Source organism: Luteibacter sp. CQ10 (assembly GCF_040900725.1).
Classification (GTDB): domain Bacteria; phylum Pseudomonadota; class Gammaproteobacteria; order Xanthomonadales; family Rhodanobacteraceae; genus Luteibacter.
Genome location: NZ_JAEUYM010000001.1, coordinates 1,930,967 through 1,948,716, shown reverse-complemented (window position 1 = coordinate 1,948,716; position 17,750 = coordinate 1,930,967). Strand labels below are relative to the sequence as shown.

Sequence of the window (17,750 nt, the reverse complement as noted above, 5' to 3'; positions counted from 1 at the left end):
GCGGATCAGATCGCCGCGCGGCTGGACCCCACCCAGTCGGCATGGGCTTCGCGGCGCTCGGATGCCGAAAGCTCCTTGATCTGCCGCATCAGGCGAAGGATCTGCCGATGGAGCTCTTCCATGCCGGGACGGCGGGAATCCAGCGTCTCGTGGTAGACCGAGGCGATCCAAAGGGCCACGCCACGCGTGGCGATGAGCGGGTTTTCGGAGCGCGCCTTGGCCAGGCCGATATCCGGGCCGTGGCCGTAGGTGCTGTAACGCTCTTCCGGCGGGGTGCCGTAGAGGTGGGGGAAATCGCACGCGGCGGCCTGTTCCATTTCACGGCGAACCAGCTGCTGCAGATCGGCATGCGCACGCACGGGGAGATCGAGCACGACGCGCTCGATGTCGGCCAGCTGACGACGGAGGCGGATCTCGCGGTTGAGCGCGATCAGATGGGTGACCAGACGCATGGACCATTTCCCCTAGTACGGATGCTTCTCGGTACGGCTCTCGCCCCCTCCCCCGAAAGAGGTAGCGAAGGGGCGCAGCATACCCCCGGTTCGTGGCGAATGTAAGTCGCTCGCGTCACATTGTGACGATAATCGTCACGTAGTTGCGTCACTCCAGCGCCCAAGTCGTTGACCGACCAGCACCTGTTGCTGGGGCGCCAGGTCGTCGAGCACGTAGCCCTCGGGCAGCAGCAGGATCACGGTGGAGCCCATGTTGAAGCGGGCCATCTCGGCGAAGCGTTCGAGCGTCACGTGTCGGTCGCGGCAATCGACGCGGCGGATGTCGGACGCATAGGGCGGGATGGCCAGGCCGTCCCATACCGTGGCCACGCTGGACACGAGGATGGCGCCGACCATCACCGAGACGAACGGACCATGTTCTCCGCGGAAACGGCACACCAGGCGCTCGTTGCGGGCGAACAGGCGCGGAATGGCTTCCACCGCGAACGGCGCCACGCTGAAGATGCGGCCCGGCACGTGCGTGGTGCCTTCCAGCTCGCCGTCCAGCGGCATGTGCACGCGGTGATAGTCGCGCGGAGACAGATAGATGGTGACGAAACTGCCGTTGCGGAACGGCGCGGCCGCGGCCTCGTCGCCCAGCAACTCGGCCGCCGTGAACTCCTGGCCCTTGGCCTGGAAGATGCGACCGTCGCGGATACGCCCCGACTGGCTGATGCGACCGTCCGCGGGACATAGGAGCGTGTTCGGGTTGGTGTCGGCCGGCGAGCGCGCGCCCGCCTTCAGCTTGCGCGTGAAGAACGCATTGAAGTGCTGATAGGCCAGCGGGTCCGGCTGGGCGGCCTGGCTCATGTCCACGTCATAGCGCTGCACGATCTCCCGGATCAGGAAGTTCTTCCAGGGCGCCCACTCCCAGCGGGTGGCCTGGTAGACGATCCGCGAGAGGAAGCGATGCGGGAGGACGTATTGCAGCAGGACGTTGGCTTTCATTGGCCGGAGTATAGGGCAAGGTCATGCGATGTCCGACGGTCGGGCTTCCGCAGGCGAATCGCCGGGTTACGGACACGTTGCCGAAATGGATGACCTGCTCGCGGAAAGCGCGCCACCGTGGTGACGCTCGAGCGCGAACTGACGCCGCCGAAGAAGATCGTAGACCGACGTTTGCTTGTACGTTTTCTTCACGCACCAGCCGATAGTAAGCGTCACGAAGTGGCCCGCCTCCGGACAAGGCAGGGCCCGAGTTCGCCGGGCGGCGCGAAAGCAGGGGTTCGCCGTCGCAGAGCGTCATGCCGTCAGGGAGGATGGCGCTACTCGGGGTCATCACTCATGAAGCAGTCGCTTGCCTTGTCCGCCCTTCCGCAAGAGGAGGGACGCGATGTGCGGTTCTCCTGTCGTGTTCTGTGCCTGGCCATCCTCACGGCCCTGGCGGCCTTGCCTACCGCAAAAGCGCAGCAGGTCACCCTGCAGTCCTACGATCCCCTCATCAACGATGCCGAGGTCGGCCAACAGGTCGTCGCCGCGGGCGGCGCGGTGACGTTGACCGGCCCGCAGCAATTCGCGGCCGGCGACAGCGGGTCGCGCGATACCACGGTGGGCTCGCTCAAATCGCGAGGATTGATCCTCACCGGCGCCGAATGGTTGAGTGCCGCGCGCCTCAATCCCGGCCAGATGAATTTCGGCGTGGCGGTGCCCGATCCGATCACCGGCGGCAACCGCGTCGTATCCACCTACAACTCGGCCAACCTCGTCGACCTCGCGGCCTTCTCCGACGACACCGTGCTACCCGACATCGTCAACGTCAACGGGCAGCAGTACATCGATGCGCGCGTGGGTACGGTGACCGCCGGCGGCGGCACGTTGAACATCGACATCGGCACGGCTGGCGCGGGTTCCACGGCAAGTACCAACGGCTGGACGATGGCCGCCAAGCAGACCTCGCTGTTCTACGCCGACGGCACGGGCGGTGCCGCCAGCGTGCTCGACTGGCGTTCGCAGAACCGCATTACCTTTGTCGGCGAAGTGGGCGATCCCACCCAGCCCAAGTCGTTCAACGTGACCTCGGTGGCGCATTACGGCGGTGCCCTGAGCGTTACCACGGCCGACGGCGTGGCACACGGATTCAACGTGACCGATTCGGCGTCGCTGCGCTCCTACAACGATTTCCTGATTTCGCAGTTGCGAACGGGCAACCTCGATCCGGCGCGATACCCCGCGCTCTTCGCGCAGGCCTACTCGTCGAGCACGGAAACCGTGACCTACGGCATCACCGCCGATAGCCCGCCGGACGAAGTGGCGCAACCGATCGGCGACCGCATCGCGATGCACCTGGTGGGCGCGAACGCCTCCGGCACCGTCGCGAGCGGCGCGCTGCTGGAGGTGGTCAACGCCAACCATGGCGCGGTGCGTGCGGAGCAGGGCGCCACCGCGACCATCGAAGGGACGCTCGCGGCGCAGCACAGTTCGGGTGACGGTTCGGCGCTGGTACTCGCATCGGCCAGCCACGGCACCAACAACGGCGTGATCAACGGCAACTTCTTCGGCAGTTCCACCGTGATCGAGATCCCGTCCGGTACCTTCGGTTCCAACGTGGTCGACGTGCAGGACGGCAGCGACTTCACCAACAACGGCGTGCTGAACCTCGCCACCGGTGCGGCCAACGGCGCGGGCAAGTCGACGGGCATCCGGTTGGGTGCGAACGCCGTGGCCACCAACGCCGGCAGCGTGAACGTGGGCGTGACCGGATCGCGCTCGAACGGCTCGATGGATGGCATCTACCTCGCCGATCCATCCGCCCGCTTCACCAACGCCGTGGGGGGAGCGATCTACATCGGGCGAGGCCCGCAGGACACGGTCGGCCAGAACACGCCCGATATCGGCATCAACCAGGGCACGCTCACCACCGGCGTCAACGTGGCGGGCGGAGGCACGGTACGCAACCTGGGCAACATCACCATCGGCAGCCTGGTGCAGAACGCCGCGGCCCTGTTCGTGGCATCGCCCGGTGCCGACGTGGACAACGCCGGCACCATCGACATCAACGGACGCGCCGCCACGGTGCCGCGCGAAAACGACGGCATCCTGGTGCAGAACGGCGGTGCCTTGGGCAACGTGGTCAACAGCGGCACGATCAACCTCGGTGGCGTCAACGGCGTGGGCATCAAGGCGCTTTCCACGGCGGGCGTCGCCTCGCTCGTGCGCAATACCGGCACGATCAACGTGGCGGGCGGCGCGGACCCGGCCAGCGGCACGCGCAACTTCGGCGTGTGGGCCGAAGGGCAGGGCGCCGCCACGGCGCAGGCCGAGGTGCAGGGCAGCGTGAACCTGCTCGGCGACGGTGCCATCGGCATCCACGCGCGCGGACGCGCTACCGTGAACGTGGCCGCCGGCGCGGCGCCGCGATTCACCGGCGGCACGAAGCAGATCGGCTTCTACGCATTCGGCAACGACGCGCACATCAACGTGCTCGGCGGTTCCGCGCTCGATGTCTCGACGCCACAGTCCACCTTGTTTCGTGTGGACTCCGGCGCCGACTTCGACGGCACGGGCCTGACCATGAGCGTATCCGGGGCGCAGGCCGTCGGCGTGCTCGGCAGCGGCGCGGGCTCGGTCGTCAACACGCGCGACGCCGGCATCGCCGTATCGGGTGCCGGCGCGCAGGGCGTGATCGTCGAGGGCGGCGCGATGGGCACGATCGACGCGGCCACCACGATGCGCCTGACCGGGCAGGGTGCCGTGGCGGGCATCGTCGATGGTCAGAAGCACGCGCTGACGGGCGCCGACACGGGGTCGATCGCGCGATCCACCTCGCTGACCAGCTTGGCCACATTGAACTCGTCGGCGACGGGCGTGACCGGTTTCATTGCCCGCCATGGCGCCTCGCTGCTCAATGCGGGCACCGTCGGCCTGACCGGCGCGAACGCCACGGCCTTCCTCGTCGAGAGCAACGCGGCGGCCACCAACAACGCGGCCGTCGATCTCAGCGGCCCGGGCGCCACCGGTGCCCTGTTGCGCTCGGGAGGCACGTTCGCCAACAACGCCTCGATCCATGTGGGAAGCGGCACGGGCGTGCGGGTGGAGGGCGCGGGAACGCAGCGCCTCAACCCGGCGGGTACGATTACGGTGGACGACGGCGTGGCCGGCGTGCAACTGGTGGGCGGCGCGGGCCTCATGCTCGGCAGCGGCGATTCGGCGATCGTCACGCGCGGCACGGCGCACGGCGTATTGCTGGATACCGGCGCTGCGTCGCTCGTGGCCAACGGCACCACGATCACCACGCTGGGCACGGGCAACGCTATCGAGAACGCGGCCGAGACCGGTGCCATCACGTTGACGGGAGCGACGTTGCGCGTGGGCGACGGTGCGGGCCTGCGCACGGCGACGGCGATCGATCCGGCATCCACGGCGACGTTCGAGGTGGATGGCGCGGGCGTGGGCTACGCGTTCCGGAAAGCGGACGGCAGCCCGGCCGCCGGCGACCTCGACATCGGCCCGGGTTTCGTCGTGCACGGTAACGGCGCGGGTGCGTCGGGCATCCAGGCCCTGACGACCGGGACGGTGACCACCACGGCATCGGTGGACATTCTCCATGCTGCCGGCGGCTCGGCACTGATCGCGGGAACCGCGACGTCGGTCACGAATGCCGGCGTGCTCAGGTCCGCCAGCACCGTGTCGCCCGTGGTCGATCTGTCCAACGGTGGAGGCACCACGTTCACCAACACCGGTTCCGTGCTCGCATCCGGTCCCGCCACGCAGGCCGTGCGCGGTAGCGCGGGCAACGATGCCGTGACGCTGTCCGGCGGCGACGTGCGCGGTGAGGTCGCCACGGGCGGCGGCAACGATACGTTCTCGTGGACCGGCGGCACGTTCGACGGCGGGCTTACCATGGGCGACGGTACGACCAACACGGCGACGGTGGGAAAGGTCGATACGTCGAGCACGTACCACCTGCTCGCGGGCAACGGCGGCGACAACACGCTGACCCTTGACGGCACGCAGGCGCGCGGCGGCAGTTTCGCGAACGACGATTTCGCCAAGGGCATCCGCGTGGTCGGCTGGAACCGCTTCAATCTCGCGAACGGCGCGGGGTTCACGCTGACGGACGACCTGACGCTCGCCGGCAGCGAGGTGAACATCGACGCGTCGTCGACGCTGTTCGCCGGCAATGGCGTGCATCCGGTCATCTCGGCCACCACGACGGGCGCGGCGAAGGTCACCAACGCGGGCACGATCGACCTCACCAACGGCGCGGGTTCGCCCGGCAACGTGCTGACCGTGGATGGCGATTACGAGGGCGGCCCGGGACGCTTGAAGCTCGTGACGGCGCTCGACGAAGGCGGCCCGCTCGGCGCGCAGATGACCGATCGCCTGCTGGTGCAAGGCAACGCGACGGGCGAGACCGCGCTCGACATCACCGCTGCCGCGGCCAGTGCGGGAGGTCTCACCGACACCAACCGCAACGGCTATGTCGATGCCGTGGAAGGCATCTCCGTCGTGCAGGTGGCGGGTGCGTCCTCGGGCGGCGCGTTCCGCGTGGATGGCGGTTACGTGGCCTTCGGACCCTGGCAATACGGCCTCTACGCCTTCCAGCCCGGCTCCAGCGACGCGGGCCAGCGCGTCGTGCCGGGTGGCGGCAACGGTTTCTGGGATTACCGGCTGGCCAACGTGCTGGTTTGCGACGGACCCTGTCCACCGCCCACCACCGACACGCCCGCGGCCACGCCACCCCCGGGACAAGCGTACGTGGCGCCCCCGCCCCCCAGCGGTCCGCTGGCGGCGGTGAACGCGCGCGCCGCCGTGGTGCCGCAGGTGCCTGCCTACATCGTGTCGCCCTCCGCGCTGGCGCTGGCGAACTACCGCACCATCGACAACCTGCATCGCCGCCTCGGCGAGATCCGCGACATGGAAGAGGGATCGCCCGGCCTGGGCGGTGAACCGTTCGTGCGCTACATCGCGGGCGACTACAGCTACGCCACCGATCGCTCGTTCCGCGACTACGGATACGACTTCGACGTGGACACCCGCGCCGTGCAGGTGGGCATGAACATCCTCGATACCGGCGACGATCGCAACACGTTGCGCGCAGGGCTGGCCTATACCCATGGCACCACGCGCATCGACCCCAAGGCCGCCGACGGATACAGCCACGCGAAGCTCGACACGAACGCCATCGCCATGATGCTGACCTGGCAGCATGCCAACGGCTTCTACGTCGATGCCATCGTGCAGGGCGACCGTCATACGGGCGATGTCGATACGGCCCGGGCGAAAGATGTCGCACGCGTGCGCGGATCCGGCTGGACCGCGTCGCTGGAAACAGGGTACCCGCTGCGCCTGGATGGCTGGCGCCTGGAGCCTCAGTTGCAAGTGATTCGCCAGCACATCGGCCTGACCGACCAGGTGGACCTGGATCGGGTCACCACCCACTACGACGCCTTCGACCAGACCATCGGCCGGGCGGGCTTGCGCCTGGATCGCAGCTGGCTCACGAAAAGCGAGTCGACGATCACGCCGTATGCCCGCCTGAACTACCTGCAAGGCTGGGGCGGTGGAAGTGGCGTGGCGGTGGGTGCGGAGGGGTATGCGTTCTCGCAGGACTTCGCCGGAGGCACGTTCGGACGGGCCGTCGAACTGGGCTTGGGCGGCACGTATACCACGCGCAACCGCCTGGCGATCTACGGCGAAGCGGATTGGCAGACCCGTCTCGGCGATCCCGGCGCGCGCGGCTGGTCGGCGAACGTAGGCCTGCGTTGGGATTTCTGACGATGTCGCGGACATTCGCGTTCGCCTTCGCATCCCTGCTGGCGGCGCCCGTCGCCGCGCAGCAGCCAGGGACGGCGATACCCTTGGTGATCGGGTTCGATACGCTCTCCCAGGGTCAGCAGAAGGCCACCGTCATCGACCCCGCCGGGCATTTCAAGGTGATCGCGTCGGCCCGTGGTCCCTTCCTTTACGTCGAACGCGCGTCGGCCAACATGGACCCGATGGCCGGAAACTATCTCGCGCTGCGACCTGGCGTGGGCAAATCGTCCAATCGCGCGTCGATCGTGCTCGCTCCGCCCTTGCGTAGCGGCGTCGTCTCGTTCGATTACTGGGTAGAAGTTCCCGGCGACAAGGCGGCGCACATCGGCTGCACCTTCAGCAACGGACACGTCGAAGCCTCATGGACGGGCAGGGCGGTGAACATGGGCAGCTTTCGCTGCCGCGCACCGGAGGGAGAGACGGTGCGGGAAATCACCCTGCAAACCACCTACGAAGGCGGCGTGCTGCGCATCGACAACATCGTGTTGTGGCTGGACCGGGCTTTGGCGGGACAGTAAGCGCGATGCCTGATCGTTTCGTTGGACGCAAGCGTCGCGCCTCGACGTGTGGCACCCCATCCACGTCGCTGCGTTGAGAAGTGTCGTAAGCGCGGGTCGGTGCGTGGCCGATGCGGTCTCAGCGAAAACGACACATTCGGTGTGGAATGTTTGTCGACAGGCGATCGATGAAATGGCCTCCGCGGCAAGCTGTGGCGATGGGTCGGGTCCCGAGATGAAACATGGAGATCGTCATTCGACCGGCTTCGGTCACGACGATGGCTTGCCCGCGTCCAGCCGCCGACGGCACCTTCGATGTCGCATCGCCAAGCGGGCGATGCGAGTAACCATCAAGGAGTCTTCATGAAGAGATCGCTTTTCGCCTTGGCGAGTGCCGTGGCAGCCCAGGCCGCCATCGCCTGTGAGCCACCATCTGCCGGTGCCGCGACGTTCGACGGTGTCGCGACCGGCACCTACGAATCGCTGTACGTGCCGGGCCAGATCATCATCCCGTCCACCGTCGGCCAGACCTTTACGATCGAAGAGACGAACGATCCGGCGGATTGCCCGATCGCGGGGCGGCACGCCGCCTTTGTCGCCGCCGGCGACGATCTGCGGCAGATGTCGTTTCACTCCACGGTGAGGAACGCCACCCGGATCGCGTTCGATTACGCGAAGACGCCAGGCACCGATGCGAGCGTCATCGCGCACGTCAGTGGCCAGCCGACCGGCTGGATCGCGCTGGACGCCGCGTCGGGCCACTTCGAGTTCGTCGCCCCGGACGGTAAAACGGTGAACAGTTTCGAGGTCTACGCAAGGCATGCCGACGGTGAAGGCAAAGTGCGCATCGACAACGTGGTCCTGAGCCGTACCCCCGTCAAGGAGTGAACATGAAGAACCTGCTGATCATCGCCGCCATCGCTTTCAGCACGCCTGCCGTTGCGCTCGCCGCGGGCGTCCCATCGGGTGTCGCAGGTGCCGGCCTCGTCGAGAATTTCGAGAATCTCCCGTCGCAGCCGCCGACCCTTTCCCTCGACCTGCCAAGCATGGCGATCGACAGCTATTACAACGGCAACCCCGAGGGCCAGCGCCCCATGCTGGCCATTGAGAGCGGACCCGCGTCGTCCATGAACGGCCATCATCTCGTGGTCCGCACCGAATACCAGCCCGTCTCCCAGTGGCATGACGGCGGTTTCTGGCTGACACCGAAAGGCCCGGCGAGCGGTATCCACTTCAAGGTGGAGGTCAATCGCCCGAAGAAGCAGCGCATGACGCTTGCGTGCCAGTCCGCCGAAGCTTTCGATACGGTGGACGTGTGGCTTCCCGATCGAGGCGAGGTGACCGCTCACTGCCCATCGTCCATGCAACTGTCGTTCATCCAGTTCTTCGCGGTGGGTGAAGACCTCACCTTCCGTTTCGACGACATCGAACTGAAGTAAGCGGCCGCTCGGAGGCAAGCCAGGGTGCCTGGATGGCACCCTGGCTTACTGGCCGGCGACCGTACGCCTCATGTCAGGGGGCTGACTAACGCTCGCTCGACGATCCTTGCGTGACGGGTAGCTCGATCCACGTGCCATGGCGTCCGTCGCGCACGATTCGCTGCGTCGCCTTGCGATAATCGCCGGGCTTCGCGTTGAAGATGTTCGGCACGAAGGTCTGCGGATTGCGGTCGTACAGCGGGAACCAACTGGACTGGATCTGCACCATCACGCGGTGGCCCGGCTGAAACACGTGGTTTACGGTGGGTAAGGGAAAACGATAGTCCAGCGGCTTGCCCGGTGTGAGGGCCATCGGCTTGTCGTAGCCCTGGCGGTATCGCCCGCGGAAGATCTCCATCGCCACCGGCAACTCATATCCGCCCATCGATGGCTTTTCTTCCACCTCATCGGGATACACGTCGATGAGCTTCACCACCCAGTCGCTGTCGGTGCCGCTGGTGGATGCCAGCAGGTGCACGAGCGGTTCGCCGGACACGCCCAGGGGACGATCGAGCACGGGAGACTCGTACGTGAGCACGTCGGTGCGCGTGGCGAACTGACGTTGGTCGTCCACCAGCCACTCGGGCCAGCTGTCTTCCCGATCGGCCACGCCATGCGACCACGACTGGATGGGACGCACGCGATACGGCACCGGCTTGGCCGGATCGGATACGTAATCGTCGCTGCCGCTCACGGGCTCGCCGGTACCGAAGCCGCCGTCCGCCTGCACGTACCAGCGTTGCATCGTCGGCGCGCAGCCCGCGCGACACGACGACGGCCAGGTGTCCAGCTTGCGCCAAGTGTTCTCGCCGGTAACGAAGGCGTTGACCGGGGCGATGTCCGCCTTGGGCGCGCCGTCCTTCAGATACTGCGCGAGGAACGGACGGAGCATCGTCTGGCGAAACGTCTTGCCCGTGTCGCTGCCCAGTTCGATGGCGCCGATGCGGCTGGCGTTCTCCCAGGTTTTCGCGTGGCGCCAGGGGCCCAGCACCAGCCATAGCTTTTCGTGGTTCGGATCGCGCGGCGCGAGGGCACGATACACGGCCATGTCGCCGTAGTTGTCTTCTTGGTCCCACAGGCTGTGCACGAGCATGGTCGGCACGGTCATGGGCTCTTTCGCCGCGATCCTGTCCAGCGCCTGCTCGGACCAGAAGCTGTCGTAGGCGGGGTGGGCGAGTACCTTTTGCCAGAAGCCGAGGGCCTCCATGCCGTACGCGCGACCGATGTCGCCGGCCGAACCGCCTTTGAGGTAGAGGTCGTAATCGTCGCGGTAGCCGGTGGTCCAGCCGATGTTGCTTTGGCGCGAGTTCACCATGCCGTAGATGTAGGGGATCATCTGCTGGCGGAAGGCGCCGCGATGGAACCAGTCGTCGCCCATCCAGCCGTCGATCATGGGGTTGATCGGCACGGCTACCTTGAGCGCGGGATGCGGGCGGATCGTGGCGATCATCGCCTCGAAGCCGTCGTAGGAGATGCCGATGATGCCGACCTTGCCGTTCGATTCCGGCACGTTCTTCACCAGCCAGTCGATCGTGTCGTAGATGTCGGACGACTCGTCGATGTCCGTGGGATTGCCGTGGCCGATCGGCGGCCGGTTCATCACGAAGTCGCCTTCGGAACCATTCTTGCCGCGGATGTCCTGGATGACGCGGATGTAGCCGTCCTGCGCGACGATGTCGGCGGGGTTGTCGTAGCCGCGCAGCATCGTATCCAGGTGCGGGCTGTCGGTGCGGTGGCCCATGCCGTCGGCGCCGTAGGGCGTGCGCGTGAGCAGGATGCCCGCGTGCTTCGCGCCCTTGGGCACGACGATGACGGTATGCAGCTTCACGCCGTCGCGCATGGGGATGTCGACGGTGCGGCGTTCGTAGTCGAAACCGGGGTTGGTGGGCGTGAAATGCGACGGGATTTCCGTCGGGAGGTTCGGGTAGGTGCGTTCGTCGCCGACCGCCGGGGTCGCGAGGACCCCGGCGGCGAGCGCGATGGCACCGATTCGCAGCAAGGTGCGCATCGTGGTTTTCATCAGAAGTCGTAGGTGATGCCGAAGCGGGCGTAACGCGGCGTGGTGTAGGCGCCGACGCGTTCGAAACCGTCGGCCACGACGTTGTTGCTGCCCGACACCGGGTCGGTGATGTCCGGACGCTGCTGGTTGAGCAGGTTGAAGATCGACGCGCTGAAGGCGAGCTTGCGTTCGGCCCACAGCGGACGGTATTCGATGCTCACGTCGACCAGTTCCTGCCACGGCTGGCGGCCGGCGTCGCCCGGACGCGACGGCATGTTGTTGCAGAAATGGTAGTACGAGCCGTAACCCGCCGGATCGGTTTCCATGCCGTTGGAGATGTAGCGGCCCAGGCACTCCTTCGGACGGCCGGACTGCACCGTGATGTTGCCCGACACCATCCACTCCGGCGCGATCTGGTATGAGCCGTAGAGCTTCAACTGGTGCTTGCGGTCGTTGGGCTGGTAGCCGTTGGCGTAATCCATGAGCGAGGCATAGTCCCAGTCGCGCGACGCGGCCACGGAACCCTGGTTGGTGTCCGAACGCACCTGGCCCTCGGTGTTGCCGTAGCTGCGCGAGTACAGGTAGTCGACCTTGCCCGACCACTTGCCGTCGAACGGGTGCGAGAGGTAGATGTCCAGGCCGTAGTAGTTGCGCTTGAGGTGGCTGAAGCCGAAGTCGTCGTTGGTGACGGTGACGTCGGTGTAGCCGCCGTTGGCGTTCTTCAGCGAATAGACGTTGGCGCGACCCGGGTTGGACAGGTAGCAGCCGGTCACCGTGAGGTCGTCGAGATTGTAGCCGTCGGCCTGGGCAACGCGCTTGATGGTGCCGTTGTCGCAGACGTCGTCCAACGCGTTGCGCAGCTTGCGTACCGTGGCTTTGGCACCCCAGACCCACGACGGGTCGAACTGGTGGTCGAAGCCGAGGATGGCTTCATCCTGGTACTCCGACTTGATGTTCTTGGAGGTGACGGTCTTGGGATCGGGCGCCTGGCCGTATTCGTTGTTCGGCGACACGCCGCCGCCGGTGGCCGACTTGATGTAGGTGATGCCGGTCGGCTGGCCGTTGGCGTCGATGCCGGTATAGGTGAAGTACTGGTTGACGGCCAGCGAGCCGGCCGACGTGCGCAGGGCCACCGAGGCCGGCATGGCGAGGTAGTAGCGGCCCAGGTTGCCGTAGACCTTCAGCGTGGAATCGCCTCTCACGTCGAGGCTGAAGCCCAGGCGCGGGGCCCACTGCGGCTTGCCCAGGCGCAGGTAGGGCTGGCCGGAGGGATTGAAGTTGGTGAACTGATCGTTGCGCAGGCCCAGGGAGAGCAGCAGGCGGTCGTTCACCTGCCAGTCGTCCATGATGTACTGCGCGCGCTGCTGCACGCGCACCGTGGCGAGCGTGTTGTAGTGGCGGAACCAGCCGATGTAGCCGGTTTCGCCGCCGGGATAGTTCGCCGGCTTGTCGACGAGGGGGCTGTCGAGCACGTTGAGCTGGGGATCCTGGTGGCCATACCACAGCTCGTAGCCGACGCCGCCGATGGTGGTGCCGTCCTCGTAGTCCTTGTTGTCCTGGTTGTCGATACCGGCCGTGATGGAGTGCGAACCGATCTTGTAGTTCAGGTCGATGCGCAGGTTGCGCACGGTGGACTGGTGATCCGGGTTGTCCACCGTATCGAGCGTCTGGTGGTTGGTGATCGGCGTGCCGCCGGTGATGGCCGGGTTCTGCTGGTCGAGGCCGCCGATGAACGGACCGACCACGCCGGTCTGCGCGGGCTCGTTGTAGTAGGTGAGCTTCGACTTGCCGTACAGGGCCGTCAGGGTCAGGTCGTCGGTGATATAGCTGGTGAACTTGCCGATGTAGACCTGCGCGTGGGTCTTGTCGGTCTGGTCGACGTTGCTGAAGCTACCGGTGCTCAGCGTGTCGTAGTCGTAGTTGTACTTGGTGCCTTCGGTACGGTGGGTCTGGTTGATGCCGGTCAGCTCGAGGATGTTGCTGTCGTTGATGTTCCAGTCGACCTTGGCGTACCACTTCGGGTCCTTGTACGTGTACTTGGTGTTGTACGCGTGGTTGGCGTCGCCGACGTTGTTGCCCTCGGAGCGCGCGGCCTCGACGGCGACGAAGGCATACAGCGTGTCCTTCACCAGCGGGCCGCCGGCGTAACCGCTGACGGTGCTGGTCCATTCGCGGTTGTCCTCGTTGCGCTGCCAGATGTTGCCGGCATTCTTGCCGTGCACGTAGCGCACGTCGCGGGCGTCGGCACGGGCGAATTCGGGTTCCCACAGCACCTGGGCGCCGAAGTGCCATTCGTTGGTGCCGCGCTTGCCCACCTGGCTGATCACGCCGCCGTCGGAGCGGCCGTACATCGCCGAGTAGCCGCCGCTGAGGATTTCCTGCTGGTCGATGGCGCCGTAGGGCAGCGTGACGCCGCCGAAGCCGCTGAGCGGATCGGTGGTGTTGAAGCCGTTGACGTAGTACGCGTTCTCGCTGACCGACGAACCGGCGAACGAGACCAGCGAATTGCCGAACGCGCCCTTGAAGCTCGAAATGCCGCGGGTGGCGCCCGGCGCGAGCAGCGCGATGCCTTCGGCGGAGCGCTCCAGCGGCAGGCGGGCCAGGTCGGCCGAGGTGATCACGGTGCTTGAGGCCACGGAGGCGACGTCGATCTTGGGCAGCGCCGCGGCCGACACGGTGACGCCGTCGAGCGTCTGCGCGTTGCCGGCGCCGGCGGTGGCGGCGTCGAAGGACACGTCGGTGGTCGCGCCGACGCGCAGGGTGACGTTGTCGCGCGAATCGACGACGTTGCCGCCGGACTTCAGCGACACCTTGTAGGTCGCCAGGGGCAGCGCCTCGGCCGTGTAACGGCCGCGGCTGTCGACACCCACTTCACGGGTGAGGCCGTTGCTGCCTTCGATGAGCACGGTTTCGCCGGCGGCCACCGGTGCCTGGCCGCTGATGCGGCCGGTGGTGGCCTGGCCGTGGGCGAGGCCGGAAAGCGACGCGGCGACCGCGGCGCACAACAGGGTCCGTCGTAGGGAAGGGCGGGAATGCATGGGAAGCTCCGGGAAGGCTTTCGAAGGTTTTTAGGATTGGATCGATCGAAATGAGATGCGGTTTCGGCCTTCCTGGCGCGGTGTGTTTTTTCAGGCGTATTCGATGGCGCCGATCGCCTTGGCGATGGCGGCGATGGATCGGGCTTTCTTGGATCGCGGATTGGTGACCAGCACGTCGATGCGTTCGGGCGCGCACCACGCGATGCGGCTGCGCACGCCGATCTTCGAATGGTCGGCGGCGATCACCACGCTGCGCGCGTTCGCACACATCGCGCGGGCGATTTCGGCTTCCTCCAGCTCGAAACTGCTCGCCCCCACGCCGGCCTCGACGCCCACGGGCGAGAGGATCGCCAGGTGCGCCTGGTAGCGGGTGATCTCGGCGATGGTGGCCGAACCGTGGGTGCGGCCGATGCGCGCGTCGAAGCGGCCGCCCAGCAGGCGCACCTCGTTGTCGTCGCGTGCGGCGAAGCGCGCGGCCACGTCGACCGAATTGGTGACGATGGTGAGGCCGCTGCGCGCCGCCAATGCCTCGGCCACGACGGTCATGGTGCTGCCGGCGTCCATGAAGATGGTCTGGCCGCTCTCGACCAGCGACGACACCTTCTTCGCGATGGCGCGCTTCTCGCGCACGCGGGTGGCGTGGCGCACGTCGATCGGCGGCTCGTCGCCGCTGAGCACCGCGCCGCCGTGCACGCGACGGATCTCGCCGCGGTCGGCCAGCTCGAGCAGGTCGCGGCGGATGGTTTCGCGGGAGACGCCCAGCTCCGCCACGATGCGCTCGACGGACACCTTGCCGTCGCTGCGCAGGAGGTCGCGGATGCGGGTATGCCGTTCTTCATGCCACATGGCGGCGGTCCTTCAACAGATGCAGGGCGAGGCGCATGGCGCCCAGGGCGAGCGCGGCGGCCAGCACCACGCACATCGCGTAGGCGGCGGCCTGCGCCAGGAAGCCGTTCTCGTCCAGCCGCATCACGCTCACCGAAGCGAGGCCGAGGCTGGGCGTCACGAGGAAGATCACGCCGGACAGGGTCACCATCGAGCGCATGAACAGGTAGAAGAAGCCGGCGATCGTGGCCGGTGCGGCGAAAGGCAGGATCGCATCGCGAAGCACATGCCGTGTGCGGCCGCCAAGACTGGACACCACGTCTTCCAGGGCACCGGGCACCCGGCGCATGCCGGCCTGCATCGTGAGGAAGGCCTGGGCGTGGTAGTGGTAGAAACAGCAGGCGGCGATGATGGCCGCGCTGCCGTACAGCCAGGCCGACAAGGGCCCGTGGTTGAAAGCGAGCACGTAGCCCAGGCCGAGCACCATGCCGGGCACGGCGGCGGGCAGCGTGGCGAGGAATTGCACGGCACGTACCACGCGCGGCGGCGCGGAACGCAACCCGGCGGCCAGCGCGAAGATCAACGCCACGCCCACGCCGGCGGCGAGCAGCGACACGCCCAGCGACGTGGCCACCGGGCCGAAGCCGTCGTGCATGCCCAGGTAATGGGCGAACGTGAGCGAGCGGTCGTAAGGCCACAGGCGAACGAGGCTCACGTAGGCCACGGTGGCGACCGTGGCGAACATCGGCAGCAGCGTGACCACGGCGACGATGCCGAGCACGACATCGCGCATCGGGTGCCGCGCCGGTGAGAAGGTGCGCCCCGCCACGGCCTCACCGCCGTCCTGCCGACGCTTCGCCAGCCGGCCCAGCCACGCCGAAAGCAGCGCTGGCAGAAGCAGCAGCACGCCGAGCGTGGCGCCCATGGAAAAGTCGAGCTGGCCCACCACCTCGCTGTAGATCTCCATCGCGAGCACACGGTAGTTGCCGCCGACCACCACGGCGCTGCCGAAGTCGGTGAGCGTTTCGGTGAACACGAGAAAACCCGCGGCGGCCAGCGCGAAGCGGAGCTGGGGCAGCGTCACGTCGAGGAACTGGCGCCAATGGCCCGCGCCCAGCGACGCGGCGGCGTCGTAATGCCGTACCGGTGTGCGTTCGAGCGCGGCCGACAGCACGATCACGACCTGGGGCAGGCTGTACAGCGCGTTCGCGATCAGCAGGCCCCAGAAGCCGTAGATGTCGGTCGGCCAACCCGTCAGGCGATGTACCAGGCCGTTACGTCCTAGCAGGCAGACCAGCCCCAGGCCGAGCACGAGGGAGGGCGCTAGCATCGGCAGGAGCAGCACGGCCCGGATCAGTGGCTTGCCGGGCAGCTGGGAGCGATGCAGCGCCATGGCCAGTGCCAGGCCGAAAACCAGCGTCACCAGCGTGGTCGACAGGCCGATCGCGAGGCTGTGCAAGGCGGCGCGCGGCAGTCCGGGGTCGTCGAAGAGGCGCGCGTAGTTCGAGAAGGTGATATGCCCCTGCGCGTCGGTGACGCTGCGCCAGAGCACGGTAAGAAGCGGATGCAGGAAGAACAGGCACAGGAAGGCCAGCGGCACGGCGAGCAGCACGATGCCGCCCAGGCGCGGCCGCGCGACGGCGTGGGTCGAGGCGACGGCGCTCATGCGCTTACCCATGCGCCGCGCCTGGCGTCCACGTTGACCGCTTCGCCCCGGCCCAACGTGCTGTGGCCGGGCCATTCGGCAAGCAGGCGGCGTCCGCGCCATGCGATCGACGCGCGTGCGCAGTTGCCGAGGAAGGTCACGTCCTCGACCACCGCCTCGCCGCGGGGATCGGCGGTGACGATGAGGTCTTCGGGGCGCAGGCAGAGTTCGTAGGCTGCCTCGTTGCCGGGTGGCCGGCGTTCGAGAAAACCGGCCAGCACCTCGCGCACGAAGCCGGTCGGCAGCAGGTTGGCGCGGCCGATGAAGTCGGCGACGAAGCGCGTGCGCGGTCGTTCGTAGAGATCGCGCGGCGACCCCACCTGTTCGATGCGTCCCTGATTCATGCACACGATGGTGTCGGCCATGGACAGGGCTTCGTCGCGGTCGTGCGTCACCATGATGGTGGGAATGCCGAGCGACCGCTGCACCTTGCGGATGTCCAGGCGAAGCTGGGTGCGAAGGGCCGGGTCGAGCGCCGACAGCGGTTCGTCGAGCAGCAGCAGTTCCGGCTCGGCGGCGAGGGCGCGGGCCAGCGCCACGCGTTGCTGCTGACCGCCGGACAGTTCGCCGGGATACCGCGCGCCGAGTTCACCCAGGCCGACCAGGCGCAGCAGTTCGTCGACACGATGCGCGATGTCGGCGGCCGGCCGGCGGCGCAGGTGCATGGGATAAGCGATGTTCGCGGCGGCGGTACGGTCGGGAAACAGCGAATACGACTGGAACACCAGGCCCATCCGTCGATCGCTCGCGGGCAGGGCGGTGATGTCGCGGCCGTCGAGCCAGACCTGGCCGCTGTCGGCCGACGTCAGGCCGGCCACGATGCGGAGCAGGGTGGTCTTGCCGCAGCCGCTGGGGCCGAGCAGGCAGACGAAGTCGTTCTCCGCGGCGGTGAACGACACGCCGTCGAGCACCACGTGTCCGTTCCACGCCTTGGCGAGCTTGTCGATGCGAAGATGCATGC

The 17,750-nt window shown here is 67.1% G+C and carries 11 protein-coding genes; 4 read left to right on the top strand and 7 right to left on the bottom strand.

Going from position 1 to position 17,750, the window contains the following annotated elements; genetic code table 11:
• Positions 1-5: 5 nt before the first annotated feature.
• A complete protein-coding gene (locus JNG39_RS08600; protein WP_368310728.1) occupies positions 6-452 on the bottom strand; it encodes a hypothetical protein in 447 nt (148 codons plus the stop codon).
• Between the two features lie 135 nt (positions 453-587).
• Entirely contained in the window at positions 588-1,439 is an 852-nt protein-coding gene (asd, locus tag JNG39_RS08595) for an archaetidylserine decarboxylase (protein ID WP_368310727.1), read from the bottom strand.
• Positions 1,440-1,775: 336 nt separating this feature from the next.
• Between asd and JNG39_RS08590 the strand changes: the two genes are divergently transcribed.
• From JNG39_RS08590 to JNG39_RS08575, 4 genes are all read left to right on the top strand, one after another.
• A complete protein-coding gene (locus tag JNG39_RS08590; RefSeq protein WP_368310726.1) occupies positions 1,776-7,208 on the top strand; it encodes an autotransporter outer membrane beta-barrel domain-containing protein in 5,433 nt (1,810 codons plus the stop codon).
• Between the two features lie 2 nt (positions 7,209-7,210).
• Positions 7,211-7,765: a hypothetical protein gene (locus JNG39_RS08585; RefSeq protein WP_368310725.1), complete on the top strand. Its 555-nt coding sequence runs from the start codon at positions 7,211-7,213 to the stop codon at positions 7,763-7,765.
• 294 nt (positions 7,766-8,059) lie between these two features.
• Positions 8,060-8,632 carry a hypothetical protein gene (locus JNG39_RS08580; protein ID WP_368310724.1) on the top strand — a complete coding sequence of 191 codons (573 nt, stop codon included), beginning with the start codon at positions 8,060-8,062 and terminating at the stop codon, positions 8,630-8,632.
• 2 nt (positions 8,633-8,634) lie between these two features.
• Positions 8,635-9,183, top strand: coding sequence for a hypothetical protein (locus JNG39_RS08575; RefSeq protein ID WP_368310723.1), 549 nt, complete (start codon positions 8,635-8,637; stop codon positions 9,181-9,183).
• An 85-nt stretch (positions 9,184-9,268) separates the two neighbouring features.
• Here the strand turns inward: JNG39_RS08575 and JNG39_RS08570 are convergent, their stop codons facing one another.
• From JNG39_RS08570 to JNG39_RS08550, 5 genes are all read right to left on the bottom strand, one after another.
• Positions 9,269-11,242: a CocE/NonD family hydrolase gene (locus JNG39_RS08570; protein WP_368310722.1), complete on the bottom strand. Its 1,974-nt coding sequence runs from the start codon at positions 11,240-11,242 to the stop codon at positions 9,269-9,271.
• Positions 11,242-14,259, bottom strand: a complete 3,018-nt coding sequence (locus JNG39_RS08565; protein WP_368310721.1) for a TonB-dependent receptor plug domain-containing protein — start codon at positions 14,257-14,259, stop codon at positions 11,242-11,244. Before JNG39_RS08565 ends, JNG39_RS08570 begins: the two co-directional genes overlap by 1 nt.
• A gap of 90 nt (positions 14,260-14,349) precedes the next feature.
• Complete coding sequence (locus JNG39_RS08560; protein WP_368310720.1) at positions 14,350-15,105, bottom strand: DeoR/GlpR family DNA-binding transcription regulator; 756 nt, start codon at positions 15,103-15,105, stop codon at positions 14,350-14,352.
• Positions 15,095-16,750: an ABC transporter permease subunit gene (locus JNG39_RS08555; protein ID WP_368310719.1), complete on the bottom strand. Its 1,656-nt coding sequence runs from the start codon at positions 16,748-16,750 to the stop codon at positions 15,095-15,097. Before JNG39_RS08555 ends, JNG39_RS08560 begins: the two co-directional genes overlap by 11 nt.
• The gene (locus tag JNG39_RS08550; protein ID WP_368310718.1) at positions 16,747-17,748 is read right to left on the bottom strand and encodes an ABC transporter ATP-binding protein; all 1,002 of its coding nucleotides are present in this window, start codon (positions 17,746-17,748) and stop codon (positions 16,747-16,749) included. Before JNG39_RS08550 ends, JNG39_RS08555 begins: the two co-directional genes overlap by 4 nt.
• Between the last annotated feature and the right edge of the window lie 2 nt (positions 17,749-17,750).